Origin of the sequence: Phenylobacterium terrae, from assembly GCF_042681205.1 — a bacterium.
In the GTDB taxonomy this organism is placed as follows: Bacteria; Pseudomonadota; Alphaproteobacteria; order Caulobacterales; family Caulobacteraceae; genus Phenylobacterium; species Phenylobacterium terrae.
Genome location: NZ_JBHUEY010000001.1, coordinates 1,751,389 through 1,776,402, shown reverse-complemented (window position 1 = coordinate 1,776,402; position 25,014 = coordinate 1,751,389). Strand labels below are relative to the sequence as shown.

General features: G+C 71.5%; 29 protein-coding genes. 13 read left to right on the top strand and 16 right to left on the bottom strand.

Features of this window, described 5'->3' with window-relative positions:
• Positions 1 to 7: 7 nt before the first annotated feature.
• Positions 8 to 184 carry a hypothetical protein gene (locus ACFSC0_RS08900; RefSeq protein WP_377283297.1) on the bottom strand — a complete coding sequence of 59 codons (177 nt, stop codon included), beginning with the start codon at positions 182 to 184 and terminating at the stop codon, positions 8 to 10.
• A gap of 192 nt (positions 185 to 376) precedes the next feature.
• The gene (locus tag ACFSC0_RS08895; RefSeq protein ID WP_377283298.1) at positions 377 to 805 is read right to left on the bottom strand and encodes a GreA/GreB family elongation factor; all 429 of its coding nucleotides are present in this window, start codon (positions 803 to 805) and stop codon (positions 377 to 379) included.
• Between the two features lie 290 nt (positions 806 to 1,095).
• On the opposite strand from ACFSC0_RS08895, the gene bioB reads away from it, so the two are divergent.
• Positions 1,096 to 2,130: a biotin synthase BioB gene (gene bioB, locus ACFSC0_RS08890; protein ID WP_377283299.1), complete on the top strand. Its 1,035-nt coding sequence runs from the start codon at positions 1,096 to 1,098 to the stop codon at positions 2,128 to 2,130.
• An 88-nt stretch (positions 2,131 to 2,218) separates the two neighbouring features.
• Here bioB and ACFSC0_RS08885 read toward each other — a convergent pair whose 3' ends face one another.
• The 5 genes from ACFSC0_RS08885 to ACFSC0_RS08865 are packed head-to-tail and all read right to left on the bottom strand — an operon-like array spanning position 2,219 to position 5,671.
• Entirely contained in the window at positions 2,219 to 2,491 is a 273-nt protein-coding gene (locus ACFSC0_RS08885) for an HPr family phosphocarrier protein (protein ID WP_377283300.1), read from the bottom strand.
• Entirely contained in the window at positions 2,488 to 2,892 is a 405-nt protein-coding gene (locus ACFSC0_RS08880; RefSeq protein ID WP_377283301.1) for a PTS sugar transporter subunit IIA, read from the bottom strand. Before ACFSC0_RS08880 ends, ACFSC0_RS08885 begins: the two co-directional genes overlap by 4 nt.
• Positions 2,893 to 2,902: 10 nt before the next feature.
• Positions 2,903 to 3,388, bottom strand: coding sequence for an HPr kinase/phosphorylase (locus ACFSC0_RS08875; protein WP_377283302.1), 486 nt, complete (start codon positions 3,386 to 3,388; stop codon positions 2,903 to 2,905).
• On the bottom strand, positions 3,385 to 4,998 hold the full coding sequence (locus ACFSC0_RS08870; RefSeq protein WP_377283303.1) for a stimulus-sensing domain-containing protein: 1,614 nt from the start codon (positions 4,996 to 4,998) through the stop codon (positions 3,385 to 3,387). Before ACFSC0_RS08870 ends, ACFSC0_RS08875 begins: the two co-directional genes overlap by 4 nt.
• Positions 4,967 to 5,671, bottom strand: coding sequence for a response regulator transcription factor (locus ACFSC0_RS08865; protein ID WP_377283304.1), 705 nt, complete (start codon positions 5,669 to 5,671; stop codon positions 4,967 to 4,969). The genes ACFSC0_RS08870 and ACFSC0_RS08865 overlap by 32 nt, the downstream gene beginning before the upstream one ends.
• 147 nt (positions 5,672 to 5,818) lie before the next feature.
• On the opposite strand from ACFSC0_RS08865, the gene ACFSC0_RS08860 reads away from it, so the two are divergent.
• Positions 5,819 to 7,525 (top strand): hypothetical protein, encoded by a 1,707-nt coding sequence (locus ACFSC0_RS08860; protein ID WP_377283305.1) that lies wholly within the window; start codon positions 5,819 to 5,821, stop codon positions 7,523 to 7,525.
• A gap of 34 nt (positions 7,526 to 7,559) precedes the next feature.
• On the opposite strand, the gene pseC is transcribed toward ACFSC0_RS08860, so the two are convergent.
• Together pseC and pseB are read right to left on the bottom strand one after the other, a co-directional pair.
• Positions 7,560 to 8,720 carry a UDP-4-amino-4,6-dideoxy-N-acetyl-beta-L-altrosamine transaminase gene (gene pseC, locus ACFSC0_RS08855; protein ID WP_377283306.1) on the bottom strand — a complete coding sequence of 387 codons (1,161 nt, stop codon included), beginning with the start codon at positions 8,718 to 8,720 and terminating at the stop codon, positions 7,560 to 7,562.
• The gene (gene pseB, locus ACFSC0_RS08850) at positions 8,717 to 9,781 is read right to left on the bottom strand and encodes a UDP-N-acetylglucosamine 4,6-dehydratase (inverting) (RefSeq protein WP_377283307.1); all 1,065 of its coding nucleotides are present in this window, start codon (positions 9,779 to 9,781) and stop codon (positions 8,717 to 8,719) included. The genes pseC and pseB overlap by 4 nt, the downstream gene beginning before the upstream one ends.
• Positions 9,782 to 9,874: 93 nt before the next feature.
• Between pseB and ACFSC0_RS08845 the strand changes: the two genes are divergently transcribed.
• Positions 9,875 to 10,276 (top strand): Tat pathway signal protein, encoded by a 402-nt coding sequence (locus tag ACFSC0_RS08845; protein ID WP_377283308.1) that lies wholly within the window; start codon positions 9,875 to 9,877, stop codon positions 10,274 to 10,276.
• 133 nt (positions 10,277 to 10,409) lie between these two features.
• Here the strand turns inward: ACFSC0_RS08845 and ACFSC0_RS08840 are convergent, their stop codons facing one another.
• The 3 genes from ACFSC0_RS08840 to ACFSC0_RS08830 are packed head-to-tail and all read right to left on the bottom strand — an operon-like array spanning position 10,410 to position 12,147.
• Positions 10,410 to 11,186, bottom strand: coding sequence for an SDR family oxidoreductase (locus ACFSC0_RS08840; protein WP_377283309.1), 777 nt, complete (start codon positions 11,184 to 11,186; stop codon positions 10,410 to 10,412).
• The gene (locus ACFSC0_RS08835) at positions 11,183 to 11,485 is read right to left on the bottom strand and encodes a 4a-hydroxytetrahydrobiopterin dehydratase (protein WP_377283310.1); all 303 of its coding nucleotides are present in this window, start codon (positions 11,483 to 11,485) and stop codon (positions 11,183 to 11,185) included. The genes ACFSC0_RS08840 and ACFSC0_RS08835 overlap by 4 nt, the downstream gene beginning before the upstream one ends.
• Positions 11,482 to 12,147 carry an HAD-IA family hydrolase gene (locus ACFSC0_RS08830; protein ID WP_377283311.1) on the bottom strand — a complete coding sequence of 222 codons (666 nt, stop codon included), beginning with the start codon at positions 12,145 to 12,147 and terminating at the stop codon, positions 11,482 to 11,484. The genes ACFSC0_RS08835 and ACFSC0_RS08830 overlap by 4 nt, the downstream gene beginning before the upstream one ends.
• An 85-nt stretch (positions 12,148 to 12,232) precedes the next feature.
• Between ACFSC0_RS08830 and ACFSC0_RS08825 the strand changes: the two genes are divergently transcribed.
• From ACFSC0_RS08825 to ACFSC0_RS08795, 7 genes are all read left to right on the top strand, one after another.
• On the top strand, positions 12,233 to 12,583 hold the full coding sequence (locus tag ACFSC0_RS08825; protein WP_377283312.1) for a DUF3147 family protein: 351 nt from the start codon (positions 12,233 to 12,235) through the stop codon (positions 12,581 to 12,583).
• Positions 12,584 to 12,585: 2 nt separating this feature from the next.
• Complete coding sequence (locus ACFSC0_RS08820) at positions 12,586 to 13,428, top strand: heme-dependent oxidative N-demethylase family protein (protein WP_377283313.1); 843 nt, start codon at positions 12,586 to 12,588, stop codon at positions 13,426 to 13,428.
• A 15-nt stretch (positions 13,429 to 13,443) separates the two neighbouring features.
• Positions 13,444 to 14,346 (top strand): hypothetical protein, encoded by a 903-nt coding sequence (locus ACFSC0_RS08815; RefSeq protein ID WP_377355134.1) that lies wholly within the window; start codon positions 13,444 to 13,446, stop codon positions 14,344 to 14,346.
• A gap of 39 nt (positions 14,347 to 14,385) precedes the next feature.
• Positions 14,386 to 15,132 carry a hypothetical protein gene (locus tag ACFSC0_RS08810; RefSeq protein WP_377283968.1) on the top strand — a complete coding sequence of 249 codons (747 nt, stop codon included), beginning with the start codon at positions 14,386 to 14,388 and terminating at the stop codon, positions 15,130 to 15,132.
• 163 nt (positions 15,133 to 15,295) lie between these two features.
• Positions 15,296 to 17,251 carry a hybrid sensor histidine kinase/response regulator gene (locus tag ACFSC0_RS08805; RefSeq protein ID WP_377283969.1) on the top strand — a complete coding sequence of 652 codons (1,956 nt, stop codon included), beginning with the start codon at positions 15,296 to 15,298 and terminating at the stop codon, positions 17,249 to 17,251.
• A 191-nt stretch (positions 17,252 to 17,442) separates the two neighbouring features.
• Positions 17,443 to 17,664 (top strand): hypothetical protein, encoded by a 222-nt coding sequence (locus ACFSC0_RS08800; protein ID WP_377283970.1) that lies wholly within the window; start codon positions 17,443 to 17,445, stop codon positions 17,662 to 17,664.
• Positions 17,665 to 17,787: 123 nt separating this feature from the next.
• Complete coding sequence (locus tag ACFSC0_RS08795) at positions 17,788 to 18,399, top strand: superoxide dismutase (RefSeq protein ID WP_377283971.1); 612 nt, start codon at positions 17,788 to 17,790, stop codon at positions 18,397 to 18,399.
• A 7-nt stretch (positions 18,400 to 18,406) separates the two neighbouring features.
• Here the strand turns inward: ACFSC0_RS08795 and ACFSC0_RS08790 are convergent, their stop codons facing one another.
• Positions 18,407 to 19,312 carry a hypothetical protein gene (locus tag ACFSC0_RS08790; protein ID WP_377283972.1) on the bottom strand — a complete coding sequence of 302 codons (906 nt, stop codon included), beginning with the start codon at positions 19,310 to 19,312 and terminating at the stop codon, positions 18,407 to 18,409.
• A gap of 82 nt (positions 19,313 to 19,394) precedes the next feature.
• On the opposite strand from ACFSC0_RS08790, the gene ACFSC0_RS08785 reads away from it, so the two are divergent.
• Complete coding sequence (locus ACFSC0_RS08785; RefSeq protein WP_377283973.1) at positions 19,395 to 20,705, top strand: SLC13 family permease; 1,311 nt, start codon at positions 19,395 to 19,397, stop codon at positions 20,703 to 20,705.
• A gap of 45 nt (positions 20,706 to 20,750) precedes the next feature.
• On the opposite strand, the gene ACFSC0_RS08780 is transcribed toward ACFSC0_RS08785, so the two are convergent.
• On the bottom strand, positions 20,751 to 21,407 hold the full coding sequence (locus ACFSC0_RS08780) for a DsbA family protein (RefSeq protein WP_377283974.1): 657 nt from the start codon (positions 21,405 to 21,407) through the stop codon (positions 20,751 to 20,753).
• A 73-nt stretch (positions 21,408 to 21,480) separates the two neighbouring features.
• Here ACFSC0_RS08780 and ACFSC0_RS08775 point away from each other — a divergent pair, with 73 nt between their 5' ends.
• Both ACFSC0_RS08775 and ACFSC0_RS08770 read left to right on the top strand, forming a co-directional pair.
• A complete protein-coding gene (locus ACFSC0_RS08775) occupies positions 21,481 to 21,900 on the top strand; it encodes a YciI family protein (protein WP_377283975.1) in 420 nt (139 codons plus the stop codon).
• Between the two features lie 10 nt (positions 21,901 to 21,910).
• The gene (locus ACFSC0_RS08770; RefSeq protein ID WP_377283976.1) at positions 21,911 to 22,066 is read left to right on the top strand and encodes a hypothetical protein; all 156 of its coding nucleotides are present in this window, start codon (positions 21,911 to 21,913) and stop codon (positions 22,064 to 22,066) included.
• Here the strand turns inward: ACFSC0_RS08770 and ACFSC0_RS08765 are convergent.
• Both ACFSC0_RS08765 and ACFSC0_RS08760 read right to left on the bottom strand, forming a co-directional pair.
• Entirely contained in the window at positions 22,063 to 23,529 is a 1,467-nt protein-coding gene (locus tag ACFSC0_RS08765; RefSeq protein ID WP_377283977.1) for a S1C family serine protease, read from the bottom strand. The two genes, ACFSC0_RS08770 and ACFSC0_RS08765, sit on opposite strands and share 4 nt — an antisense overlap.
• On the bottom strand, positions 23,529 to 24,986 hold the full coding sequence (locus ACFSC0_RS08760; protein WP_377283978.1) for a S1C family serine protease: 1,458 nt from the start codon (positions 24,984 to 24,986) through the stop codon (positions 23,529 to 23,531). Before ACFSC0_RS08760 ends, ACFSC0_RS08765 begins: the two co-directional genes overlap by 1 nt.
• Positions 24,987 to 25,014 lie beyond the last annotated feature (28 nt).

Here is a 25,014-nt window from a genome sequence, read left to right as displayed (position 1 = left end):
GGCTGGCCTAGAGGACGGCGGCGCGATGTTCGGCGAGGGCGATCTCAGCCTTCAGCCGCTCCACCCTGAGCGTCAGGTTCCGGAACAGCGTCAGATCGGCGATCGGCCGACGGCGCTCATTGCCGAGGCGGGCGAGGGCCCGCCACAGGCGCGACTTCAGACGGGATAGATGCAGATCGTCCATTGGCTCCTCCGTATAGGGAGGCGCGCCCGGAACGGGGTCGCTTGGGGAGGGAGGTGACGAGCCGGCCCCGAGCGCGCCTGTTGCGGTCCGACATCACGATCGGGGGGAAGGATCGCCAGAGGGGCCCGGTCCGCAATGCTTCAGGTAGTATGGCCCGCGGGGCGTTCAAGGCCGCGCGGGCCGCATTCCGCCCTAGCCCGCCGGGTCCGGATCTGTGACCCGCAGCACCGTCAGCTCGTGCACCCGCCCGTCGTCGCCGCGCCAGCTGAACACGTCGCCCACCGACAGCCCGATCAGCGCCGCGCCGGCCGGTGCGGTGACCGACAGCCGGCCCTGGTCGATGTCGGCCTCGCTGGGCAGCGTCAGGGCGACGGTCCGCTCCTGCCCCGAAGCATGGTCGAGGTAGCTGACGGTCGAGTGCAGCCGCACGAAGCCGCGCCGCGGGCGGCGGGCCTCGACCACCACCGCCCGGTCCAGCTCCTGGGCCAGCAGCCGCGCGCCGGGCCCGTGGAAGGTCTCGGCCAGGTTCGCCAGCCGGTCGAATTCCGATGCGGCCACGTAGACAGCCGGCCGCGTGCGATCCCCGCGCGCGGGGGCGCGGGTCGTCGTAGTCTTGGTCAAGTTTACACCTTCGCCCGCCCCCTAGGGCCGAGCGCCTGGATCAGTTGAAAATGAACATCTGAGAGGATTCCCCCGAACCCTAGCCTTTGGCTTTACAACGGGCTCGGGGTCAGCCGCCTGCGACGAGGCGGCCGGCGTGGTTCATCATTCGCGCGAATTGTGCGGAACAGCACATGATGATCGCAGCATGACACGCCGGGCCGCGAAGTCAAACGCCGCCCGCGTACCCGGGATTTCGGATCGGCGCGCCGCCCGCTATAGCTGGCGCGGCCGCAACGCCGGAGAGCAAAATGAACCTGCACGTCCGCCCCGCCGACCCCGCCCTGCCCCGGCACGACTGGACCCTCGAAGAGGTCGAGGCGCTGTTCGAGCTTCCGTTCACCGAGCTGGTGTTCCGGGCCGCCGAGGTGCACCGGCGCTGGTTCGACCCCACCGAGCTGCAGCTCTCCCAGCTGCTGTCGGTGAAGACCGGCGGCTGCCCCGAGGACTGCGGCTACTGCGCCCAGTCGGCCAAGTTCGACACCGGGGTGGGCGCGACCAAGCTGATGGAGGCCGAAGCGGTGGTGGCCAAGGCGGCCGAGGCCAAGGCCGGCGGCGCCCAGCGCTTCTGCATGGGCGCGGCCTGGCGCGACGTGAAGGACCGCGACCTCCCCAGGCTCACGGCCATGATCTCGGGCGTGAAGGCGCTCGGCCTGGAGACCTGCGCCACCCTCGGGATGATGACTCCCGAGCAGGCCAAGGCGCTGAAGGCCGCCGGGCTCGACTTCTACAACCACAACCTCGACACCGGGCCGGAGTACTACGACAAGGTCGTCACCACCCGCACCTACCAGGACCGGCTGGACACCCTGGCGGCGGTCCGCGAGGCGGGCATCTCCACCTGCTGCGGCGGGATCGTCGGCATGGGCGAGACCCGGCGCGACCGGGCCGGCCTGCTGCATGCCCTGGCCACCCTGCCGGCCCACCCCGACAGCCTTCCGATCAACGACCTGATGCCGATCAAGGGCACGCCGCTGGGCGGCTCGGCGCCGGTGGACGGGCTGGAGTTCGTGCGGATGATCGCCGTCGCGCGCCTGGTCTGCCCCAAGTCGGTGGTTCGGATCGCCGCCGGCCGCGAGCACATGTCGAAGGAGCTGCAGGCCCTCTGCTTCCTGGCCGGAGCCAACTCCATCTTCATCGGCGGCCGGCTGCTCACCACCCCCAACCCCGACAAGACCGCCGACGAGGCGCTGCTGGCGGAGCTGGGGATGAAGCCGATGGGCGCCAATCCTCCCCCGAAGGGGGAGGGGGACCGCGAAGCGGTGGAGGGGATCCACGCGCGCTAAGCTGGGAGGCTCGCCGCTCCTGAGGCCGCGGGGCTAAACCCCCTCAGTCGCTTCGCGACAGCTCTCCCTGTGGGGGAGCTCTCGTCGCCTACTTCTCCTCGTCGAAGCGGGCCTGGACGAGGGCGATGAGCGCGTCCAGCGCCGCCTCGGCCTCAGGGCCGTCGGCGGCGATCTCGATCTCGGCGCCGGGGCCGGCGGCCAGCATCATCAGGCCCATGATCGAGCGGGCGTCGACGGTCGTGCCGTCCTTGGAGACGGTGACCTCGGCGTCGAAGGCGGCGGCGGTCTTGACGAACTTGGCCGAGGCGCGGGCGTGCAGCCCGCGCTGGTTGACGATCTCGACGGTGCGGACGGCGCTCACTTCTCGCCGGCGAGCACGTAGCTGGCCACGGAGATGTACTTGCGGCCGGCTTCCTGGGCGGCGGCCACGCAGTCCTCCAGCGGCAGTTTCTGGCGCACGCTCGCCAGCTTGATCAGCATCGGCAGGTTGAGGCCGGCGATCACCTCGGCCTTGGTCTGCTCCATGACCGAGATGGCGAGGTTGGACGGGGTGCCGCCGAACATGTCGGTCAGCAGGATCACGCCGCCGCCGTCGTCGACGCTGCTGCAGGCGTTCATGATGTCGCGCCGGCGGCGCTCCATGTCGTCCTCCGGCCCGATGCAGATCGCCGCGACCGCAGCCTGCGGCCCCACGACGTGCTCCATGGCGAAGACGAATTCCTCGGCCAATCGACCGTGAGTGACGATCACCAGGCCGATCATTGACTGCTTCTCAACGGGGATCCCCGGACGTCGACGGCCAAAGCGAGGCCGAGCGCCGGGCTTGATACGCCCTCTTAGGCCGCGCTCCAAGATGCTCGATTGCGCGACGCAGTTTCGCAGGCGCCGAAGGCTCCAGGGGCGAGACGGCCATGAGCGGCAATTGGCCGCCGGCCCGTTCCACCGCCTGCGGATCGGGCGCCCGCTCGGCAGGCCCGCAGACCGCGACCAGCACCACCTCGCAGAAGGCCAGCGCCGGCTCGGGCAGAACCCCCAGGCCGCGGGCCTCGATGAGGCCGAACAGGGTCTCCGGCGCGCGACCGTAGATCCGATCCTCCGAGCGCCAGATAAGGGTGCGGTCGTCGGCCACCAGCCGGAACCCCGCGTCGATGCAGCGCAGGGCCAGGTCGCTCTTGCCGGCCCCCGACGGCCCCTCGATCAGCGCGCCCCGCCAGCTCCCGTGCGACCAGCAGGCGATCAGCCCGGCGTGCAGGATCAATGGCGCGCCTCGGGCAGAATGACGGTGAACCGGGCGCCCAGAACCTTGCCGTCGGCGTCGGTGCGGTTCTCGGCCCGGATCTGGCCGCCGTGGGCGTCGATGATCTGGCGGGCGATGGACAGGCCCAGGCCCGAGTTGCCGCCGAACGCCGTGCCCTTCGGGCGCGAGGTGTAGAAGCGCTCGAACACCGTCTCCAGGTTCTCCGGCGGGATGCCGGGCCCGTCGTCCTCGACGGTGGCGATGGCCTGGCCGGCCTTGTGCTGCAGCGAGACCCGGACCTCGCCGCCCGCCGGGCTGAAGGAGCGGGCGTTGTCGATCAGGTTGCGGAACACCTGGCTGAGCGGGCCCTCGCGGCCGGAGACGCGGATCGGCTCGACGGTGTCCTGGACGGTGAAGCGCACGCCCACCTCGCCCGGCCGGATGATCGCCTGATAGAGGGCCACCACATCGCCGAGCAGCCGGCCCAGGTCGAGCGCCCGCGGCGCCTCGCGCGACAGCTCGGCGTCCAGACGCGAGGCGTTGGAGATGTCGGTGACGAGGCGGTCCAGCCGCTGGATGTCCTGCTGCAGGATTCGGAACAGCCGCTCGCGGGCCGTCGGGTCCTTGACCAGGTCCAGGGTCTCGACCGCCGAGCGCATGGAGGTGAGCGGGTTGCGGATCTCGTGCGCCACGTCGGCGGCGAACCGCTCGATGGCGTCCATCCGCTCCGACAGGGCGTGGGTCATGTCCTCCAGGCTGCGGGTCAGGTCGCCGAGCTCGTCGTCGCGCTGGGCCAGGTCCGGCAGGCTGATGGCCCGGGCCCTCGACAGCCGCACCCGGTCGGCCGCCCGCGCCAGGCGGCGCACCGGATGGGCCACCAGCCGGTTGAGCATGAAGGAGGAGATCAGCGTCACCGAGATGGCGATCAGGATGAACGGCAGCAGCGCCGCCCGCTCCCGGGCGATGATCTCGTCCACGTCCCGCGCCTCCAGCGTCAGGACGCCCAGCACCGCCTGCACGTGCTGGATGGGGATGGAGACCGAGACCACGCTCTCGCCGTCGTCGCCGGGGCGCATGTGGGAGACGTGCTCGCCGCGCAGCGCCCGGGCGACCTCGGCCTCGAGCGCCTTGCGGCCGTCCTCGTCGGTGGGCTCCTCCGGGCGCGGGTCGGGGATGTTGAGGCTGAAGCCCTCGTTCTCCTCGCGCGGGCGCGCCGGCGGCAGCACGCGCCATTCCACGCGGTCGGCGACGACGTAGGAATCGGCGATCAGGTTGCCCTGGGAGTCGAACAGCCGGGCCCGTTGCGAGCGCGGGTTGGAGAGCAGCTTCAGGATCTCGGCCGCATAGGCGCCGTCCATCGCCGGCTCGGGCTCGCCGACGGTGGCGGTCTGGTCGATGATGGTGACGATCAGCTCGCCCTGGGTCGTCAGGCTGTCGATCCGCGCGTTGACCAGGCCTCGGCGCAGCTCGTTGAGCACCAGGGCCCCGGCGACCAGCACCGCCAGCCCCAGCACGTTCAGCGCGATGATCAGCCGTCCGAGCTTGGAGCCCGGGAGCCACCAGCGGAGCTTCGGCTCCTTGGGCTCCTTAGGCTCGCGCTCAGGATTCGCGGTAGCGGTAGCCGACGCCATAGAGGGTTTCGATCGCGTCGAACTCCGGGTCGACCTCGCGGAACTTCTTGCGCATCCGCTTGATGTGGCTGTCGATGGTCCGGTCGTCGACGTAGACCTGGTCCTCGTAGGCGGCGTCCATCAGGTTGTCGCGGCTCTTCACGAAGCCGGGCCGCTGGGCCAGCGACTGCAGCAGCAGGAACTCGGTGACGGTCAGCTTCACCGGCTTGCCGTCCCACAGGCAGTCGTGGCGGGCCGGATCGAGGGTCAGCTTGCCGCGCTTGATGGCCCGCGCCTGAGCCTCGGCGTCGGCGCCGGGCGTCTCCTCCTCCGCGCCCGACCGGCGCAGCACGGCCTTCACCCGCTCGATCAGCAGGCGCTGGCTGAACGGCTTGTGGATGTAGTCGTCGGCGCCGAGGTTGAAGCCGAGGATCTCGTCGATCTCCTCGTCCTTCGAAGTGAGGATGATCACCGGCACGTTGGAGGTGCGCCGCAGCCTGCGCAGCACCTCCATCCCGTCCATGCGCGGCATCTTGACGTCGAGGATCGCCAGGTCCGGCGGCTCCTTCTCCAGAGCGGCCAGGCCGGAAGCGCCGTCGTAGTAGGCCTTGATGCTGTGGCCGTGGCTTTCGAGGGCCAGGCTGACGGACGTGACGATGTTCTCGTCGTCGTCGACCAAGGTGATCTTGGCCATGCGGGCTAATCGCTCCTCGTGTGGCGTGGGGTGCGCAAGCTACTGGTACCGCACCGTGGCCTCAATGGGGCGGACGAAATTGAGGTCAACCAGGGGTTAAGCATGTTCGGGCCACCTTGCGGCGGTTCGGGGAGAGTTCCAGCGTCCATGGCCGGCCAGGTCCACTATGAAGTGTTCATCAAGCGCGCCGGCGCGGGCTGGTCGCTCGACTTCGCCACCGAGGACCGCGCCCAGGCGATCGCCGCCGCCGAGGAGCGGCTGGCGAAGAAGAAGGCCGCCAGCGTCAAGGTGACCAAGGAGACGCTGGACCCGGACACCCGCGAGTTCCGAACCGTCGTCATCCTGCAGAAGGGCGAGCCCGACCGGGTCAAGCCCAAGCCGGTGCGCGAGGAGGTCGAGCCTTTGTGCGTCGCGCCCGACGACCTCTACAACGTCCACTCCCGCGACCGCATCGGGCGGCTGCTGGAGGACTGGCTGGAGCGCCAGAGGGCGACGCCCTTCGAGCTGCTGCACCGGCCCGAGCTCGTGGAGCGCCTGGAGGCCTCCGGCGTCGAGTTCCAGCACGCGATCCAGAAGATCTCGCTGCCCGAAGCCCATGCTCGCGACGTCTCGGTGCACGAGATGGTGCGGACCTTCCAGTCGCTGGCCGAGCGGTCGATCGAGCGGCTGATGAAGGACCACCGCAAGGGCGTGCTTCCGAACCTGCACAAGGAGCCGTTCGGCGCCGTGGCCGAGCGGCTGTCCGGCAACCCCGAGCGGGCCTATCTGCTGGGCGCGGGCGTGGCCGGCATGCTGGCCGACTGCGCCTCCTGGACCGAGAAGGTCTCGCGCCTGCTGGACCTGGCCGACGCCGCGCCGCCGGCCGGCCCGCCGCGGGCCCTGTGCCTGTTCGTCATCGAGCAGCCGCTGGCAGAGATCCTCGGCTCGAGCGCGGCGCTGGACGACATCATCGGCCGCGACCTCGACCTCGGCGCCCGGCTGGCGGCGATGACGCGGATGAGCGCCATCGAGGCGGTCGAGGGGCTGATGCGCGGCGACAAGCGGCTGCGCGAGCTGATGCCGCCGCTGTCCGACACCGGCGAGCGGCTGGCGCACTGGCTGGCCAAGGAGGATTTCGAGCACGTGCGCCGGGCGCTGGCCCGCCGCGTGCTGCGCGAGCTGAACGGGCCGCGCCGCCTGCGCCCGGACAGCGCCGCGGTGGAGATCGAGGTGCTGCGCGCCCTGGCCATGGCCCTGACCGCCGCCTCCGGGACCCTGGTGCCGGTCGAGGAGGTGCTGGGCGCCTTCACCAACCGGTCCCGCATGCTGGTCACCAGCGACTTCGTGGAGAGCTATCTCGGCGACGAGCGCACCCCCTCGCAGGAGGCCGAGGCGCTGATCTGGCTGGTCGAGAACGTGATCGGCGCGGCCAACAAGCGCGAGGCCTGCCGCTGGCTCGCCGCCCTGGTCGGCTCGCTGAAGTTCGAGAAGGAGGTGCGGCAGGGGCCGGATTCACCGTCCGCGCGCCTGGCGGCCCTCGCCGCCCTGCAACGCAACATCGCCCGCGCCGGCCTCGCACCCGAGGACTACGCCCCGATCCAGGCCAAGCTCGGCGAGCTGGGCGGCGTGCTCGACGCCGAGGCCAGGCTCACCGCCAGCCTCGCCAAGGCCCAGGCGCCGGCCAGCCAGCGGCTGATGCTGCTGCTGCGCTTCGCCCTCGGGGAGGCGGCCCCTCTCGGCCCGGCCACCGAACGGGCCAAGGCCGAAGCCCTGCGGCTGATCCGCCTCGAAGAGACGCGCTCCGAACTCGCCCGTTCCCCCGAGCGCATGGCCCAGGTCGGCGAACTGATCAAACAGGTCGGGCTGGCGGCGTGATCTTCCCCTCCCCTGAAGGGGAGGGAAAGAGCCGCTACCCCACCGTCTCGGCCAACGCCTCCACCACCCGGTCCACGTCCGCGTCGTCCATGCCGGGGTACAGCGGCAGGGACAGGCACCGGGCGTACCAGGCCTCCGCGCCCGGCAGATCCAGGTCGCCGTAGCGCTCGCGGTAGTAGGGCTGGCGGTGGACGGGGATGTAGTGGACCTGGCTGCCGACGCCGCGCGCGGCCAGGGCGTCGACGACCTGCCGGCGGGTGCGGCCGGCGGCCTCGAAGTCGATCAGCACGGTCATCAGGTGCAGGACCGGGTCGCTCCAGGCGGGGCGGGAGGCGGGGACGACCCTCGGCGCCAGCGGCGCCAGGCGCTCCAGGTAGCGGTCGGCGAGGGCGCGCCGGCGGGCGGCGAAGCGGGGCAGCTTGGCGAGCTGCGAGAGGCCGAGCGCGCAGAGGATGTCCGGCAGGCGGTAGTTGAAGCCGATCTCGGGCATCGCGTACCACCAGGGCTCCCCGCCCGCCGGGCGGACCATGCCGTGGGTGCGCAGGGTGCGCAGTCGCTGGGCCAGCTGCGGATCGTTGGTCGTCACCATGCCGCCCTCGCCGGTGGCGATGGTCTTCACCGGGTGGAAGGAGAAGGTGGCCATCGCGCCCCAGCGGCAATCGCCGACGCTGGCCGCCTCATTCCCGAACTGCATGGTCGAGCCCAGGGCGTGGGGCGCATCCTCGACCAGCACCGCGCCCGCCTGTTCGGCCAGGGCCGCGAGCGCCGGCAGCTCGGCCACGTCGCCGCGCAGGTGCACCGGCAGGACGGCGCGCACCTTGCGGCCCCCGGCGCGCTCGAGCGCCTCGGCCAGGGTCTGCGGCGTCATCAGGCCGGTGAGCGGGTCCACGTCGGCGAACACCACCTCGGCGCCGACGAAGCGGGCGCAGTTGGCGGTGGCCAGGAAGGTGATCGAGGGGGCGATGCAGACCTCGCCCGGCTGCACGTCCAGGGCCAGCATCGCCAGGTGGAGGGCCGCCGTGCCGTTGGCGCAGGCGATCGCGTGCTTCGCGCCGACCACTTCGGCGAAGGCGTTCTCGAAGGCTTCGACCTTCGGGCCGGTGGTGAGCAGGTCGCCCCGCAGGGCCTCGGCCACCGCGGCGATGTCGTCGTCCTCTATGGTCTGGCGCCCGTAGGGGAGCAGGGGCCCGCTCATACCCGGTCGGTGGCCCGGCGGCGGCGCAGCATCGGCGGCGCGTCGGCCAGCATCTCCAGCAGCCCGTCGCCGCTCAGCCACTCGTCGTTGGTGTCGCTGGAATAGGAGAAGCCGTCCGGCACGGGCTTGACGCCATTGCCGAACTTCTTGCGCTCGTACTCGGCGAAGGCGGGCTCGATGGCGTAGCGGTCGCCGAGGTCGACGGTGGTGCGCGCATCGTCCGAGCTGATCATCATCTCGTGCAGCTTCTCGCCCGGACGGATGCCGATGATCTTGACCGGCAGCTCGGGGGCCAGGGCCGCGGCCAGGTCGGTCATCTTCATGGACGGGATCTTCGGCACGAAGATCTCCCCGCCGCGCATGATCTCCAGCGAGGAGAGCACGAAGTCGACGCCCTGGTTCAGCGTGATCCAGAACCTCGTCATGCGCGCGTCGGTGATCGGCAGCTCCTTGGCCCCGTTCGCGATCAGCCGCTGGAACAGCGGGGCGACCGAGCCGCGCGAGCCCACGACATTGCCGTAGCGCACCACCGAGAAGCGGGTGCCGATGTCGCCGGACAGGTTGTTGGCCGCCACGAAGGTCTTGTCGGAGGCGAGCTTGGTCGCCCCGTAGAGGTTGATCGGGTTGCAGGCCTTGTCGGTGGACAGCGCCACCACCTGCTTCACCCGGTTGGTCAGGCAGGCCCAGACCACGTTCTCGGCGCCCAGCACGTTGGTGTGGATGCATTCCGAGGGGTTGTACTCGGCGGCCGGCACCTGCTTCAGGGCCGCGGCGTGGATGACCACGTCGACGCCGCGCAGGGCCAGGGTCAGCCGCTCGCGGTCGCGCACGTCGCCCAGGAAGAAGCGCAGGGATCTCAGCCGCTCCTGGCCGTAGCGCTCGGCCAGGTCGATCTGCATCTCGTGCTGCTTCAGCTCGTCCCTCGAATAGACGATCAGCTTGCGCGGCTTGGCCCTGGTCAGAACCGTGTCGATGAACCGCCGGCCGAACGAGCCGGTGCCGCCGGTGACGAGGATGACCTTGCCGTCAAGGTCGAGGTTGGTCGGCGCAAAGCGGCCCAACTGGCGCTCCAGTCCAAAGCGAATCTGACGATGGCCCCACTGTGAGTCGCCGCCGTAAAGAGACCGCTAACCCTGCTGCGGCCAAATCTCCGCATGCAGCGCCGCTCCGTCCTTCTCGCCGCCGCGGCGGCGGCCGCCGTCCCTGCCGCGGCCCGGGCGGCCTCGAGCCGGGAGAAGAAGGCGGTCGGCGGGCTCAGCTTCGTGGCGCTGCCGGCGGTGACCTCGACGGTCAGGACCCCGAACGGGCGGCGCGGCGTGCTGATGGTGGAACTGGGCCTCGACATCCCCGATTCGCGCCTGCGCGAGCGGGCCGAGGCGTCCCAGCCGCGGCTGCGCGCCGCCTTCGCCCAGCTGCTGCAGACCTACGCCACCGGCTTGCCGCCCGGCGCGCCGCCCAACGCCGACACCCTCAGCCGCGAGATGCAGCGCGAAACCGACCGCGTCCTCGGCCGCGCCGGCGCCCGGCTGCTGCTCGGGACGGTGATGGTGAACTGAGCAAGGGGACAGGTCGTCCTGTCGGACGCTTCCATTCTCGGCCTGGCGCCGCGCCGGGACAGGACAACCCGTCGCCGGCGGACTTTGGTGACTGGTTGCGGCGGCGAAGCCGGCGCTACCTGTCACCCCAACCTCACATCGCCGAGATGCCGCCGTCGAGCTTGAGTTCGGCGCCGGTCATGAAGCGGCTCTCGTCGCTGGCCAGGTAGAGGACGGCGTTGGCGATGTCGGACGGATCGCCGATCCGGCCGATCGGGATCTGCCGGGCCAGCTTGGCCTCGGCCTCCGCCTTGCCGAACTGCTGGCGGATCGGGTCGAGGATCGGCGTGTCGATGAAGGTCGGGTGGATGGAGTTCGACCGGATGTCGAGGCCCTGCTTGGCGCAGTGCAGGGCGATGCCCTTCGACAGCAGCCAGACCGCCGCCTTGGACGCGTTGTAGGCCGGGCTGTTGTGGGCCGCGATCAGGCCGGCGATCGAGGAGACGTTGATGATCGAACCCGGCTGGTTCTGGCGCATGTAGCGCAGGGCGTGCTTGGTCCCGAGGAACACCGAGTCGACGTTGACGCTCATCACCAGCTTCCAGTCGTCGAGGGTGAGCTGCTCGATGTCGCCGCCGCGGCTGATGCCGGCGTTGTTGATCAGCACCGAGATCCCGCCCATGGCCACGTCGGCCTCCTCGAGCGCGTAGATCCACTGGTCCTCCTTGGTGACGTCCAGGGGGAAGGCGAAGGCGTTCCCCTCGCCGAAGCCGAGGTTGATCTCGGCCGCCAGGTCCTGGACCCCGCCGTGGTTGATGTCCGCCAGGCTGACCACGGCGCCTTCGGCGACGAGCGCCCGGGCCATGGCCGAGCCGAGGCCGCCCGCGGCTCCGGTGATGAAGACCTTCTTGCCCGCCACGCGCCCGGTCATTTCGCCGCCTCCTTCGCGCACGCGTCCATGAACCTGGCGAGCTTCACGTCGAGCTCGGTCACCCCATCGGCGTCATGGGTGGCGAGAGTGACCTCGACCCGGTTGTAGACGTTGAACCACTCCGGATGGTGGTCGAGCTTTTCGGCCATCAGGGCGACGCGGGTCATGAAGCCGAAGGCTGCGTTGAAGTCGGCGAAGCGGAAGGTGCGGGCGATGGCGTCGCGGCCGCCCTCCACCGCGGTCCAGTCGGGCAGCTGCCTGAGCGCCGCCTCGGCCCCGATCTTCGCCGGCCGGGTCATGCGCCCGCGGGCTCCTCTGTGGGGAAGGACAGGCCGGTGGCGTCGGCGAGCTCGGCCAGGGTCTGGTCGACGTCCACGACCTTGATGGCCCGCATGCCGAGTTGGGCGGCCGGTTTGCAGTTGACCCCCAGGTCGTCGAGGTAGACGCAGGCCGCCGGCTCCACCGCCAGCAGCTCGCACATCATCTGGTAGATCTTGGGGTCCGGCTTGCGCACGCCCGCCTTGGAGCTTTCCAGGATGGCGTCGAACAGCGGCATGATCTCGCCGAAGGTCGAAGTCGAGCGGCTGGCCGCGCGGTCGCCCGGCGAATGGCTGGAGACCATGTTGTTGGTGATGCAGCCGACCTTGAAGTGCTGCTTGCAGATCTTCAGCGCCTCGACCATCCGCGGCCGCACGCGGCCGGCCAGCAGGGGCAGCACGTCGCGGCCCGGGATGGGGAAGCCCAGCGCGGTGGACTCCTCCAGGAACAGCTGGTCGAACCTCGCCGCGTCGATCTCGTTGCGCTCGAACAACGCCCAGGCGTTGTCGTGATGGTTGGTGGCGTTGACCCGGCGGATGATGTCCTTGGGCGCGCCCTTCTCCTGCTCGTAGCGGGCGAAGGCCTCGAACGGCGAGGAGGTGAAGACCCCGCCGAAATCCCAGATAACCGCCTCGACCGCCATGGACTGCTCCGACTTTCCGATAGCGGCGGACGCTAGTGAGCGGGCGGACGGGGCGCAAGCCGGGGCGATCTGCTAATTCACGCCGATGCTCTACCTGTTCCTGAAGGCCGCGCTGTCGGGGGTGATCGTGGCGGCGGCGTCGGAGGTGGCCCGGCGCAACGCCGGCCTCGGCGGGCTGATCGCCTCCCTGCCGCTGGTCTCGGTGCTGGGGATGATCTGGCTGTGGCGGGACACCCGCGAGACCGCGCGGCTCGCCGCCCACGCCGAGGCGACCTTCTGGTACGTGCTGCCCTCGCTGCCGATGTTCCTGCTGATCCCGCTCCTGCTCCGGCGGGGGGTTCCGTTCTGGGCCGCGCTGGGCGCCGGCTGCGCGCTGACGATGGTCCTCTACGTGCTGATGACCTGGCTCGGCCCCAAGGCGGGCCTGAAGGTCTGACCGTGGCGCTGCGCCACGCCCCCTGGGAGGACGGCGCCGACTTCGCCATCGGCCTTGCGCCCGTCGACGAGGGCGGCTGGCTGGAGGGCGGCGAGGCCGACCCGGCCGCCCGCAAGGACCCGCTCACGGCCGCCCACCGCGACCTCGTCTGGGCCGAGACGGAGGGCTCGCGCCCCGGACAGCAGGAGGCGCTGGAGCTCGTCGAGCGGGCCACCGGCCTTGCGGGCCAGCCCGACCTGCCGCCGCTCCTGGCCGCCGCGCGGCTCGTCCCCGACGACCTGGTGCTGATGGAGAAGGCGGACCGCGAGTGGCGGCTGACCGCCCTCAGCCTCACGGCCCCCACCTTCTTCTCGGCCGGCGAGGTGATCGGCCGGAGCCTCGCCGAGCTGCACGGGCCGGTCGCCGGCTTCGAGACCCGTTTCCTGCGCCGCGTGCAGCGGATCTTCGACGGGTTGCGGCCGGACCTCATCCTGCAGCGGCGCAACTGGACGCTGGTCAATTCGTCCGAGAGCTTCACGCCCCAGGCCGGCCCGATCCGCGCCCGCATCGGCGAGATCGCGCCGGAGGCGGCGGGCGAGGCCCTGTTCCTGCGCGTCGAGCGCCAGTCGCTGAGGCGGCTGCCGCGGACCGGCGGCGCCCTCTTCACCATCCGTGTCTGGCTCACCCCGCTCGGCGAGCTGGCCGCCGAGCCGGCGCGGCTGGCGGCCTTCGCCCGGGCCTGGCGAGGGGCGGGCGAGGATTTCCGCGCCTACAAGCAGCTGCACCTTTACGACGAGCTGGTGGAGGCGTTTCTTCGCGCGGCGGGTGAATCCGGCGCCCATGGCCGAGCTCCTTCCCCACACTAGGCGGCCAACAAGGACGTGTCCGAGATGCGCATCAGCTGGTTGATCCCCCTCGCCGCCCTGGCGCTCGCAGGCTGCCAGGCCCGCGAGCCGCAGGCTCCGGGCCGCCCCGGAAGCCAGGCCGCCGCCCCGCCGGCCGCCACCGCGCCGGTCCCGCCGCCGCCGACGCTCGAGCCGGCGCCGCAGACCGCCGCCGCGCCGGCCTGCCCGCCCGCCAAGGTCCAGCCCGCCTGCCCGCCCGCCGCCCGGCCGGCCGCCCGCAAAGCCCGCGCCGTTCGCCCGGCCCGGTCGGCGCCGGCCCGTGCGCAGCCGGTCGCCCAGCGCCGCGAGCGCAGCGGCCAGGTCCGACGCGAGGTCGATATCCCGCCCTACGGCGGCTACCGCTACGAGGAGCTGGAGGATCGCGAGATCCAGCGCCGCTACGCCGAGCGCCGTTACGAGGCCGAACGGCGCGCCGAGCGCCGCGAGCATGAGACGTACGGCTATCGCGAGCGCTCCGAGCCGGCGCCCTATGCGCGCAAGCCGCTTCCGCCGCCGCCGCCGCCGCGCCAGGACGACTACGAGCGGCCGCCGCACTATGAAGACCGCTACCGCGAGGACCGCTACGGCGGCGGCCAGGCGCGGCGCGAGCGCCAGGACGGCTACGCCGAGGGCGGCTACGTGCGCCGCGAGGGATATGTCGAGCGCAGGCCGGTCAAACCCGAGGTGCGGCGGGAGGCGCGCATCTACGGCGGCGTGCGGCGCTACGAAGAGCGCAGCTACGAGGAGAGCAGCCGCTTCCGGGAAAGCTATCGCGAGAGCGGCGGGTCGTATCGCGAGGGCGGCCGCGGCCCCTGCTGCGTCTCGCCCAGCGTCGAGGCGGCGGGACGGGACGCCAACGGCTTCCTGACCTGGCCCGGCAAGGTGCCGGCGATCCCCTAGGGGCTTTTCCGCCGCCCCGGCCCGGCCCATAGGAGCGGCATGCCCGCGGACGCGCCGTCGATCTTCCTCGCCACCCCCTGCTACGGCGGGGAGGTCACGATCGAGTACATGAAGAGCGTCATGGCCCTGCAGGCGGCCTGCGACGCCCGAGGGATACGCCTGCACGTGGAGCTGCACGGCGGCGACTCGTTGATCCCCCGGGCCCGGGGCACGCTCGCCACCCGCTTCCTCGCCAGCGGCTACAGCCACCTGTTCTTCTGCGACGCCGACATCGGCTTTGCGCCCGAGGCGGTGTTCCGGCTGCTGGACGCCGGCAAGGACCTGATCGGCGGGATCTACCCCCTGAAGCGCACCGAGTGGGAGAAGGTCCGCAAGGCGGCGCTGGCCGGCGCGGCCGACCTGCAGACGGCCTCCCTCGGCTTCGTGGTCCGCTTCATCCCCAATGCGCGCAACGAGGTGGAGGTGGAGGACGGGCTGGCGCGGGTCGCCTATGTGGGCACCGGCTTCATGATGGTCGCCCGGCAGGTGGTCGAACGGCTCGCCGCCGCGCACCCGGAGCTCAAGGTCAGGATGGGCGACATGTCCTCGGCCGAGGAGACGCACATGCTGTTCGAGACCATGGTCGAGCCCGAGACCCGGGAGTACCTCTCCGAGGACTACGCCTTCTGCCGCCGCTGGCGCGACCTGGGCGGGGAGGTCTGGGCGGACCTGTCTCCTGTACTGGTCCACGTGGGCCGGGCGTCCTACGCCGGCAGCCTGCTCTCGGCGCTGGGCGGGACGCCCTGAGGCGGCGCTAACCTTCTGTAACGACGTTTGGTTTTAGGCTCTCCTGGGCTCCAAGCGCGCTCAGTCGCGCATCCGGGGGGAAAACGAGACCATGGCGCCATCCAGCCGCCCGAAGAGGCGCGCGAAACCGGCCTCCGATCGGCGACAGAGCGCGCCGGAGACGGTGCTCGACGCGCGGCGCATCAACGCCAGCCTGATCTATTCCGAGACCGTCGCGCTGTGCATCACCGACCTGGAGATGCGGATCATCGACGCCAGCCCCCGCTGGCGGGCCGAGCGGCGCCTGGAAGACGTCGAGATCATCGGCCGCCGCCTCTACGACGTCGTGCCCAACACCATCCGCTGGAAGGACGTCTACGAGAACAACCTGCGCGGCGAGGTGCTGCGCGAGGACCGGGTGCGGCTGATCCTGCCGGACGGCGCCCACCGCTGGGTGCGGCCGGAGATCACCCCCTGGCGGGATGCGGACGGGAAGATCGGCGGGCTGCTGATCCTGACCACCGACATCACCGAGATGGTCGAGGCGCTGGAGGAGGCCAAGCGCTCCGAGGAGCGGCTGAAGCTGGCGCTCGAGATCGGCCAGATGCGGATGTGGGCGCTGGACTTCCAGCGCCGCGAAGCCGCCTTCAGCGGTCAACCGCGGTCCGGCGAGCCGACGACCTACAAGGACCTGAACGCCAACATCTGGAACGCGGTCCATCCGCAGGACCAGCCGGCCGCCCGCGAGGCCTGGCGCCGGCACCTGGAGGAGGGCGCGCCCTACCGCCAGATCTACCGCGAGCTGCAGATCGACGGCCCTCACCGCTGGGTCGACACCTCCGTCGAGGCGGTGCAGGACGAGGCCGGCAAGCTGCTGCGCGTGGTGGGCGTGATCCGCGACATCGACGACCAGAAGCGCGCCGAGCTGGAGCTCGTGAAGGCCAAGGAGGCCGCCGAGGCCGCCAACAAGGCCAAGAGCGAGTTCCTGGCCAACATGAGCCATGAGATCCGCACGCCGCTGAACGGGGTGATGGGCGTCGCCGGAGCGCTGGCCCGGACCCGGCTGGACGCCCAGCAGGCCGAGATGGTCCAGCTGATCGAGACCTCGGCGAAAACCCTGGAGGCGCTGCTCAGCGACGTGCTGGACCTGGCCCGCATCGAGGCCGGCCACTTGGACATCAAGCCCGAGCCGTTCGACCTGACGGCCTCGGTCAACGCCTGCGCGGCGCTGTTCGAGCCCTCGGCCGAGGCCAAGGGCCTGCACTTCCAGGTGGCCGTGGCGCCGGCCGCCGAGGGCGCCTACCTGGGCGATGCGCCCCGCCTGCGGCAGATCCTCTCCAACCTGCTGGGCAACGCGGTGAAGTTCACCGACCAGGGGCATGTGCGCCTGTCGGTCGACGCCGAGCCGTCCGAGGGCGGGCGGCGGCTGGTCTTCCGCGTCGCCGACAGCGGCATCGGCTTCGACGAGGAGACGGCCTCACGCCTGTTCGGCCGCTTCCAGCAGGCCGACGGCTCGATCACCCGCAAGTACGGCGGCTCGGGCCTGGGCCTGGCCATCTCCCGCTCGCTGGCCGAGGCGATGGGCGGCGCGCTGACGGCCGAGGGGGCGCCGGGCGCGGGGGCGATCTTCACCCTGACGCTGGAGCTGCCGCGGGTGGACCCGGTCCAGACCGGCCGGACGGAGACGGTCGCCCGCCCCGGGACCGCCGAAATCGGCGCCATGCGGGTGCTGCTGGCCGAGGATCACCCGACCAACCGCCGGCTCGTCGAGATGATCCTGGGCGCGGCCGGCGTCGAGCTGACCTGCGTCGAGAACGGGGCGCAGGCCGTCGAGACGGCGGAGCTGACCGAGTTCGACCTGATCCTGATGGACATGCAGATGCCGGTCATGGACGGGCTGACCGCGATCCGGCGGATCCGCGCCCTGGAGGCCCGGACCGGACGGGTGCGCACGCCGATCTTCAGCTTGACCGCCAACGCCATGCCCGAACACACGCGCGCCTCGAAGGAGGCGGGCGCCGACGGTCACCTGTCCAAGCCGATCACCGCCGACGCTCTGCTCGCCAAGGCCGAAGAGGGCTGGGCGCTGTCGCTGGCGCGCCGGGGCGCCGGGCCTGCCGAGCACGCCGCGAGCGCCTGAGGCATCCACTCGCCATCGCCGGGTTCATCCCGGCGACCCAGCGGCCGAAGCCTGCTCGGCGAGGGACTCCGTCAAGTCGGGCGCCCGACTTATTGACGCAAAAAAGCGTGACGTCCGGCTGTCGCAATCCGGGGCTATAGTCCTGGCTAGAGGGGGCGCTGCGAGGACGTCGCATAGACCGGGAGAGCCCCATGACCCAGTTGATCACGGTGAAGCCGGTTCAAGGCGGTTGGGCGGTCGAGGCCGGCCTGAACGCCTACCCGCTGGTCTTCCTCTCCGGCGGGCACGCGGAACGCAAGGCGCGCCAGCTGGCCCAGGTGGTCGCCGCCCAGGGCCACGACGCCGAAGTGCGCATCCATGACCGTCTCAGCGCGCCGGTCGGCTCCTTCCTCTACCGGGCGGACCTCAACTAGCGCCGCCGCCACCTGGGCGTGAAATCGCAAGCGGGACGGCAACCCTGAGAGCCGTGTAGAGGTTGCCCCCGCGAGGCGGCGGACGCGCCGCCGCGCGTCCCATCTGTGCTTAAGGAGACCGCCGTGGCCATTCAACTCCCTCCCCTGCCCTATGAGCCCCACGAGCTGGAGCCGCACGTCTCGGCGGACACGCTGGGCTTCCATCACGGCAAGCACCACAAGGCCTACGTCGACAAGACCAACCAGCTGATCGCCGGCACGGACCTGGAAAACGCCGACCTGGAGACGATCATCGTGCGCGCCCGGCAGAAGGGCGACCAGACGCTGCTGAACCAGTCCGGCCAGGTGTGGAACCACGACTTCTTCTGGCGCTGCATGACGCCCGAGAAGGCGCAGCCGGAGGGCCGCCTGGCCGAGATGATCCAGCGCGACTTCGGCGGGCTCGACGGCTTCAAGGACGCCTTCAAGAAGGAAGGCGTCGGCCACTTCGCCTCGGGCTGGGCCTGGCTGGTGGTCAAGGACGGCAAGCTGGTCGTCACCAGCTACCATGACGGCGATGCGCCCGTGGGCAAGGACGTCCAGCCGCTGCTCACCTGCGATGTCTGGGAGCACGCCTATTACCTGGACTACCAGAACGACCGCGCCGGCTTCCTCGACGCCTTCCTCAATCACCTGGCGAACTGGAAGTTCGCGGCCCGGATGCTGGAGAAGGCGCAGGCGACTCAGGCGGCGTGACGCCCCTCTAGCCGTTCCACTCGGCGAGCACCGCCCCTGTCGCCGCATCGACGAAGGCCACCCGGTCGAACGTCACGGCGACAAGGCAGGCCGGCGGCTCGCCGGGTGGGGTTCGGCAACGGATCGCCGGTCCCTCCTCGAACAGGGCCACCCGGCCGGACAGCACCAGGTTGTAGGGCGCCGGGCCGGTGGGCGGCGGCGCCTTGCGCGTCACCCGGTACGGCCGGTCGCGACGCTGGGCCGCCCGCGAGCCGCCCGGCTCGAAGAAGGTCGCCAGGGCGACTTGCGGCGGCGGCGGCGCCGGCTCGCTCTCCGCGGCCGCCTCTTCCTTCTCCGCGCCGGCGGCCTTGCCGGGTTCGGCCTGAGCGCCCTCGGGCGGCTCGGCGGCCTGCGCCGGCGGACTCGGCGCCCGGGCGCAGACCGGCGCAGCCAGCGGCAGCGGATTGATCCAGAACCCCTCGACGGCCTCGAAGGCCTCTGCGGGCGCAAGGGCCGCCAGCAGCGCCGTGCCCTGCCAGCTCTGCGGCCGGGCGGTGAGGGTCACCGCCGACTGAACGGTGTCGTAGGTGTAGGTGAGGTTGGCGCCGGTCGCCGCGCCGAGCGCTTCGGGGCAGCGCACCGGCAGGGTCACCTCGAACCGCTGGCCGGGGATCGACGGCGGCCGCACGCCGCCATCGTCGGTGAGGGGCGGCAGGAGCGCGGTCTCGACGGCCTGCACAATGTCCTCGCGCGTCAGGGCTTCGGTGACGGGCGCCGGAGCCGCCGGCGGCGGCGCGGGGGGCGGCGCGGGAACAGGCGCCGGGTCGTCCGGACGCGCAAGCCAGATCGCAAGGCCGGCGAGGGCCAGCAGGGCGAAGGAGGCGGCGAGCCAGGCGAGACGACGGCGCAGCGCACTGCGGTCGGGTAGGGCCATCGGCGCACGATAGCAGATGAATCTGCGCGCGGCGCCCCACTGCGACACTTGACGCGAATAACTTTCGCCGTTCGATGGCGCGATGAGCTTCGACCAGATCGCCGCACTCCTCGTGCTGGTCGCGGTGATCGCGGCCCTGGTCTGGGGCAAGATGCGCTCGGACATCATCGCGCTCACCGGCGCGGCCGTCCTGCTCGCCACCGGCACGATCCGACCTGTGGAGGTGCAGTCCGCGTTCGCCAGCCCGGCGCTGATCGCGCTCGCCTCGCTGTTCGTGATCGCCTACGCGATGGAGCTGTCGGGCCTGCTCGACCTGTTCATCCGCAGCGGAACGGCGCTGTGCCGGCGGCTCGGGGCCGCGGGCCTGTGGATCGTCATCTTCCTCTGCGGCGGCGCCTCCGCCTTCCTGAACAACACGCCCATCGTGGTGCTCTCCGCGCCGGTGGTCCGCGATGTGGCGACCTCGATGAACCTGTCGCCGCGCCGGTTCCTCATCCCGCTGTCCTACGCCGCGGTGCTGGGGGGCTGCTGCACCCTGATCGGCACCTCGACGAACCTGCTGGTCAACGACATGGCGCGGGCGGCCGGCCAGCCGACCTTCGGAGTCTTCGAGATCTCCGGCGTGGGCCTGGCGGTCGCGCTGGCCGGCGGCGCCTTCCTGTTCCTGGTCGGCGGCCGCATGCTCGACAACCGCAAGAACCAGCCGGGACCGGGGCCGGAGATCGACGCCAGCCTGCTGGAGGCCGCCGACACCGGCACCGTGGGGCACGCGGAGGTGTTCACCAAGAGCCGGCCGCTCAGCCCGATCAAGGCGGTGGTCTCGCTGCTGGTCTTTGTGGGCGTGGTGACGGCGGCGGGCCTCGGCTGGGCCCCGATCGCCGCCGCGGCCTTCGCCGGCGCGGTCATCCTGATCCTGGCCAGGGTGATCAGCCCGGAAGAGGCCTACGCCGGCCTGCGCCCGGAGATCCTGCTGTTGATCGCGGGGATGGTGGTCATCGGCCTGTCTTTGGAAGTCACCGGCCTGGCGGCGGCGGCGACCAACGGACTGGTTTCCTGGGTGCAGCCGCTCGGCCCGCTTGGCGCGCTGGTGATCCTCTACGGCGTCACCCTGTTCCTGACGGAGGCGCTGTCCAACGCCACCGTCGCAGTGCTCGTCACGCCCGTCGCCGTGGCGCTCGGCGAGAGCCTCGGGGTCGACCCCCGGCCCTTCCTGGTCGCGGTGATGATGGCCGCCAGCGCGGCCTTCGCCACCCCGTTCGGCTACCAGACCAATGTGCTCGTCTACCAGTTGGGCGGCTACAACTACACGGACTTCCTGAAGGTCGGCCTGCCCCTCAACCTCGTCACCTGGGCCGCCGCCGCCATCGCCATCCCGGTGTTCTTTCCGTTCTAGCCGGACCAGCCCGGCGATGACGACTTAGGGGGATAGGGCTGCCGGTCACCCTTCCCAGATGCCCCGCTCCCCGTCCGTCCGCTCGAGCCATTCGTCGAGGACCTGCAGGATCTGCTCGGCCGGAGCGCAGCCACGGGTGACGACGCCGTAGACGCCGGCCTCGTTGGGGCCGCCGACCAGAGTCGGAAAGCCGGTCACCCCGGCGTTCTGGCTGAGCGCATAGTCGCCCCAGGTCTCGCGCATCAGCGCCGGGTCCGCGAGCGCCTGCAGGAACCCCTCGCGCGGCAGGCCGAATTCGGCGGCGAGGTCGGCCAGCACCGGGTAGGAGGTCACATCCCGCGCCTCGGCGTAGAAGGCCCGCTGCACCCGGTGCAGGAAGGCGAGCGCCCGGCCGGGCTGAAGCCGGCGGACCAGCACCACCGCCCGCGCGGCCGGGTCGGTGTCGTAGATGAACCGCTCGGTCAGCACCTGCTCGTCGAACGGCTGTCCGGTCGCCTCGCGCACGTGGGCCCAGTGCTGCAGGATCTCGGTGCGGGCCTGCTCCGTCATCGGCCGGTCCGTGCCCGGGCGCAGGCCGCCCATCACCAGCTGGATCGGCAGCCGCTCGCCGAACCTGGCCGCCACCTCTTCCATCACCGGCGCGAAGCCGTAGCACCACGAGCACATCGGGTCCGAGAAGTAGATGAGATGGCGCCCTTGCATGCTAGGCTCCTGGCCAACCGGAACCGCATTCTAGCGCCGATGCGGCCGCAGTCCGAAGCCGAAGGAGGGGGCCATGCACGCCGGCCAGACGCGGCGGGCCGTGTTCGCCGCAGGATTTGCGCTGACAGCCGCCGCCGCATCCGACGCCGCCGCGCAATCGGCCGAGGCCGCAGGGGCCGGCCCGCGCAGCGATCTCTACGCCGTGCTCTCCCGCCCCGGCCCCGCCTGGCGCGCCGGCCGGCCGATGCAGGAGCAGGATTTGAAAGGCCACGTGGCCTACATGCAAAAGCTCGCCGATGCGGGCGTGCTGCTGGCGGCGGGCCCGCTCGCCAGCCTGGACGGGGGGCTGATCGTGCTGAGCGCGGTGTCCCTGGAGGCCGCGCAGGCGATCATGCGCTGGGATCCCGCCGTGGAGGCGGGCGTATTCTTAGGAGAGGTCAGCGCCTGGCTGCCGGTGTTCGACCCGGGCGGCCGCTACCGGACGCCGACGTAAGGAGCTGCCGATGGGCCGATGGGTGCTGATCCTGCTGGCGGTGATGGTGGTCGCCGCCATCGTCGGCTTCGTGGTCGACGCGGTGCGGGTCCTGGCGGGCTTCGCCTTCGTGGTCGCCCTGGCGCTGCTGGTCGGCCAGTGGCTGATGAAGAAGCTGCGCCGCTAGCCCTCGACGAGGATCAGGAACACCGCGTCCTGCACCTGCGCCGCCGCGTTCTGGCCGGGCGCCACCGACCACTCGCCGGCGTGGCCGCCCAGGTCCGGCAGGTCGGCCATCAGGGTGCGGACATAGGCCGCCTTCAGCGCGAAGTTGACGTTCTGCGGCAGCTCATCGCCCAGGCCGGTCAGGCCGCTGGTGACGATGCCCACCACCTTGCCGGCCTGGTCGACCACCGGACCGCCGCTGTTCCCGCCGTGCACCGGGGTGGAGATCTGCAGGAAGCGCGGATCGTCCGGCCGCCCGTCGATGCGCCCGGCGAGGGCGTTCACCTCTCCGCCGGTGGCCTTGATCGCCAGGCCCAGACGGTCGGGCGCGGGATAGCCCAGCGCGACGACGCCGGCGCCCAGCGGCGCCGGCTGGGCGGCCAGGCCCAGGATGCGGCGCGGCGCGCCGTCCAGCTTCGGCCTCAGGACCGCCACGTCGTTGGCCGGGTCGGCGGCCACGAGCTCGGCCGTGCCGACCCGCTCGCCGTTCTGCAGCAGCACGAACCGGGCGCCGCCCTCCACCACGTGGGCGGCGGTGACGAGATAGCCCTTCGGCCCCAGCCAGGCCGTGCCGCTTCCCCGCGCCTGCGCCTCGCGCTGCATCGGCTGGGCCAGGCCCGGCGCACAGGCGGCGGCCAGCAGAGAGGCGGCGGTCGAGCCGGCCAGCGCAGGCGTCGGCCGCAGCTTCTCCCGCGGCGTCGTCTCGGTGCTGATCAGCTTGCCCTCGATGTCGTAGTAGTCGGTGGCGAGCACCGCCCACTGCCGGCCCCCGCAGTCGTAGATGTGGGAGGCGATGGTCTGGGTGTAGGCCTCGCCGGTAGGCAGCGGCTCCAGGGCCGTCCCCACCCGCTTGACCAGGGCCATGACCAACCCCGGCCGCATCAGCACCACGCCCTCCTCCAGCAGGTAGTGGTCGGCCTGCGAGCCGGCCGGCCCGATCCGGCCCCACTCCGCCCCGTCCGACAGGCCCACCGGGTTGGCCGCGACCAGCGCCGCCCGCCTGGCCGCCACCGCGCAGACGATGTTGCGGTGAGCCTCTCCCATCGTCCCGGAGACGACCGGCCCCGGCACGGGCGGAAACTCGTCCACGGACACGGTGCGCCCGGCCGCATCCACGCGAACGGCGGAGATGTAGTGGAAGGTGTCGGTGCGGCAGTCGTCGACGCGCCGGAAGCGGACTTCGATCCAGCGGACGCCGTCGTCCACCTGGGTCTTCGGCCACGCGTGCCGGCTGACGGAATAGATCTTGCCGTCGTCGCGCACGACGATGCTGGCCATGTCGATATCCATCCGGTCGCCGGCGACGCCCGTCGCCACGTGCCGCCAGGACTCGTTTCCGGTGACGCGCGCCGGGGCCGCCTCCCGGGCGGCGGCCGGGCTGCAGAGCCCGAGCGCCAGGGCCAGGAAGAGCAGCACCCGCCGCATCAGCCTTCCTCCGCGTCCGCTTCGGCCACGAGCAGGAAGACCGACCCCTGCAGCAGCTCGGCCGCGTTCTGCCCGGGGACGAGCGCCCACTCGCCGCCGTGGCCGCCGACGTCCGGCAGCTCGACCAGCATGTTGCGCACGTATCCGGCCTTGAGGGCGTAGTTGACGTTCTGCGCCGGCTCGTCTTCGGCCAGCAGGTCCATCTTGGTGACCACGATGCCGACCACCTGGCCGGCCCGGTTGATCACCGGCCCGCCGCTGTTGCCCGAGTGGGTCTGGGCCGAGATCTGCAGCAGGCGCGGATCGGTCCGCTGGTTGTCGGACGCGCCGGCCAGGGCGTTCACCTCGCCGGCGGTGGCCTTGATGGAAAGCCCCAGCACGTCCGGCGCGGGATAGCCCAGCGACAGGATCGGCTCGCCCAGGATCGCCGGCCCGGAAGCCAGCCCCAGCACCCGCCGCGGCGGCCCCTCAAGCTTCGGCTTCAGCACCGCCACGTCGTTGGCGGGATCGTTCAGCACCAGCTCGGCCGTCCCGACGGGCTTGCCGCCCTGGTAGAGGGTGAAACGGCTCGCCCCCTCGACCACGTGGCTGGCGGTGACGAGATAGCCCTTCGGGCCGAGCCAGGCCGTGCCGGTGCTGATCGCGGCCTGGCGCCGGTCGCCGACCGCGCGTGCGACACCCGGCTGGCAGCTGTTGCGCCACAGGACGTCCGCGGCCGAGGTCGGCGCGCCCTTGGAGGCCTTCAGGGTCTCAGGCGGCGAAGTGAAGGTGAAGATCAGCTGTCCGTGGCGGTCGTAGTAGTCGGACGACAGGATCACATACTCGCCCGACTGGCAGTCCACGGCGAAGGCGCTGACGACCGAGCGGTACGGCTCGCCGGAGGCCAGCGGCGGGGCGGTCAGCGAGTCCTGGCGGACAATCGCCAGCACCGTGCCCTCGCCGGCGTCGATCACCGCGCCATCGAGGCTGAAGTGGTCGGTCCCGGCCTTCTCGTCGTGGGCGAGCAGCGTCCAGGAGATCTCGCCGGCCTCCGGCAGCGGCACGGCCGGCTTCATCGCCGCGCGCCGAACGTCGATGGCGCAGACCGTGTCGTGGTACTGGGCCGCGGCCGTGCCGGGCTTGATGTCCATCGTCCGCGGCCGGTCCGAGCCGTCCGCCCGCCCGACCACCGCGCCCCTGGCGTCATAGCTGGCGACCGCGACCAGGGTCATCACCCCGTTCGCACAGTCGTCCAGGCGCTGCATGCGCAGCTCGACCCAGGTCTTGCCGTCGGTCTTCTGCGGCTTCTTCGGGACCATGCGCATGGTCGAGGCGACATGGGCGCCCTCGCGCTTCACGCTGCCCAGGTCGATGTCATGGCGCGCGCCTTCGATCTCGCCGACGGTCTTCCACGCCTGGGCCTGCGCGCCGCCCGCCAGGCCCAGCGCCATGGCCAGTGCGCATACGAACGCGCGCATCCTGAACACCCCCCAATGTCCTTCGCGC

What these genes read in the sequence shown, in the direction of transcription:
- ACFSC0_RS08900 (WP_377283297.1), bottom strand. Translation starts at nt 184, where the DNA reads ATGGACGATCTGCATCTATCCCGTCTGAAGTCGCGCCTGTGGCGGGCC.
- bioB (WP_377283299.1), top strand. Translation starts at nt 1,096, where the DNA reads ATGAACCTGCACGTCCGCCCCGCCGACCCCGCCCTGCCCCGGCACGAC.
- ACFSC0_RS08880 (WP_377283301.1), bottom strand. Translation starts at nt 2,892, where the DNA reads ATGATCGGCCTGGTGATCGTCACTCACGGTCGATTGGCCGAGGAATTC.
- ACFSC0_RS08870 (WP_377283303.1), bottom strand. Translation starts at nt 4,998, where the DNA reads ATGGCGTCGGCTACCGCTACCGCGAATCCTGAGCGCGAGCCTAAGGAG.
- ACFSC0_RS08865 (WP_377283304.1), bottom strand. Translation starts at nt 5,671, where the DNA reads ATGGCCAAGATCACCTTGGTCGACGACGACGAGAACATCGTCACGTCC.
- ACFSC0_RS08860 (WP_377283305.1), top strand. Translation starts at nt 5,819, where the DNA reads ATGGCCGGCCAGGTCCACTATGAAGTGTTCATCAAGCGCGCCGGCGCG.
- pseC (WP_377283306.1), bottom strand. Translation starts at nt 8,720, where the DNA reads ATGAGCGGGCCCCTGCTCCCCTACGGGCGCCAGACCATAGAGGACGAC.
- ACFSC0_RS08845 (WP_377283308.1), top strand. Translation starts at nt 9,875, where the DNA reads ATGCAGCGCCGCTCCGTCCTTCTCGCCGCCGCGGCGGCGGCCGCCGTC.
- ACFSC0_RS08840 (WP_377283309.1), bottom strand. Translation starts at nt 11,186, where the DNA reads ATGACCGGGCGCGTGGCGGGCAAGAAGGTCTTCATCACCGGAGCCGCG.
- ACFSC0_RS08835 (WP_377283310.1), bottom strand. Translation starts at nt 11,485, where the DNA reads ATGACCCGGCCGGCGAAGATCGGGGCCGAGGCGGCGCTCAGGCAGCTG.
- ACFSC0_RS08830 (WP_377283311.1), bottom strand. Translation starts at nt 12,147, where the DNA reads ATGGCGGTCGAGGCGGTTATCTGGGATTTCGGCGGGGTCTTCACCTCC.
- ACFSC0_RS08825 (WP_377283312.1), top strand. Translation starts at nt 12,233, where the DNA reads ATGCTCTACCTGTTCCTGAAGGCCGCGCTGTCGGGGGTGATCGTGGCG.
- ACFSC0_RS08810 (WP_377283968.1), top strand. Translation starts at nt 14,386, where the DNA reads ATGCCCGCGGACGCGCCGTCGATCTTCCTCGCCACCCCCTGCTACGGC.
- ACFSC0_RS08800 (WP_377283970.1), top strand. Translation starts at nt 17,443, where the DNA reads ATGACCCAGTTGATCACGGTGAAGCCGGTTCAAGGCGGTTGGGCGGTC.
- ACFSC0_RS08790 (WP_377283972.1), bottom strand. Translation starts at nt 19,312, where the DNA reads ATGGCCCTACCCGACCGCAGTGCGCTGCGCCGTCGTCTCGCCTGGCTC.
- ACFSC0_RS08785 (WP_377283973.1), top strand. Translation starts at nt 19,395, where the DNA reads ATGAGCTTCGACCAGATCGCCGCACTCCTCGTGCTGGTCGCGGTGATC.
- ACFSC0_RS08780 (WP_377283974.1), bottom strand. Translation starts at nt 21,407, where the DNA reads ATGCAAGGGCGCCATCTCATCTACTTCTCGGACCCGATGTGCTCGTGG.
- ACFSC0_RS08775 (WP_377283975.1), top strand. Translation starts at nt 21,481, where the DNA reads ATGCACGCCGGCCAGACGCGGCGGGCCGTGTTCGCCGCAGGATTTGCG.
- ACFSC0_RS08770 (WP_377283976.1), top strand. Translation starts at nt 21,911, where the DNA reads ATGGGCCGATGGGTGCTGATCCTGCTGGCGGTGATGGTGGTCGCCGCC.
- ACFSC0_RS08765 (WP_377283977.1), bottom strand. Translation starts at nt 23,529, where the DNA reads ATGCGGCGGGTGCTGCTCTTCCTGGCCCTGGCGCTCGGGCTCTGCAGC.
- ACFSC0_RS08760 (WP_377283978.1), bottom strand. Translation starts at nt 24,986, where the DNA reads ATGCGCGCGTTCGTATGCGCACTGGCCATGGCGCTGGGCCTGGCGGGC.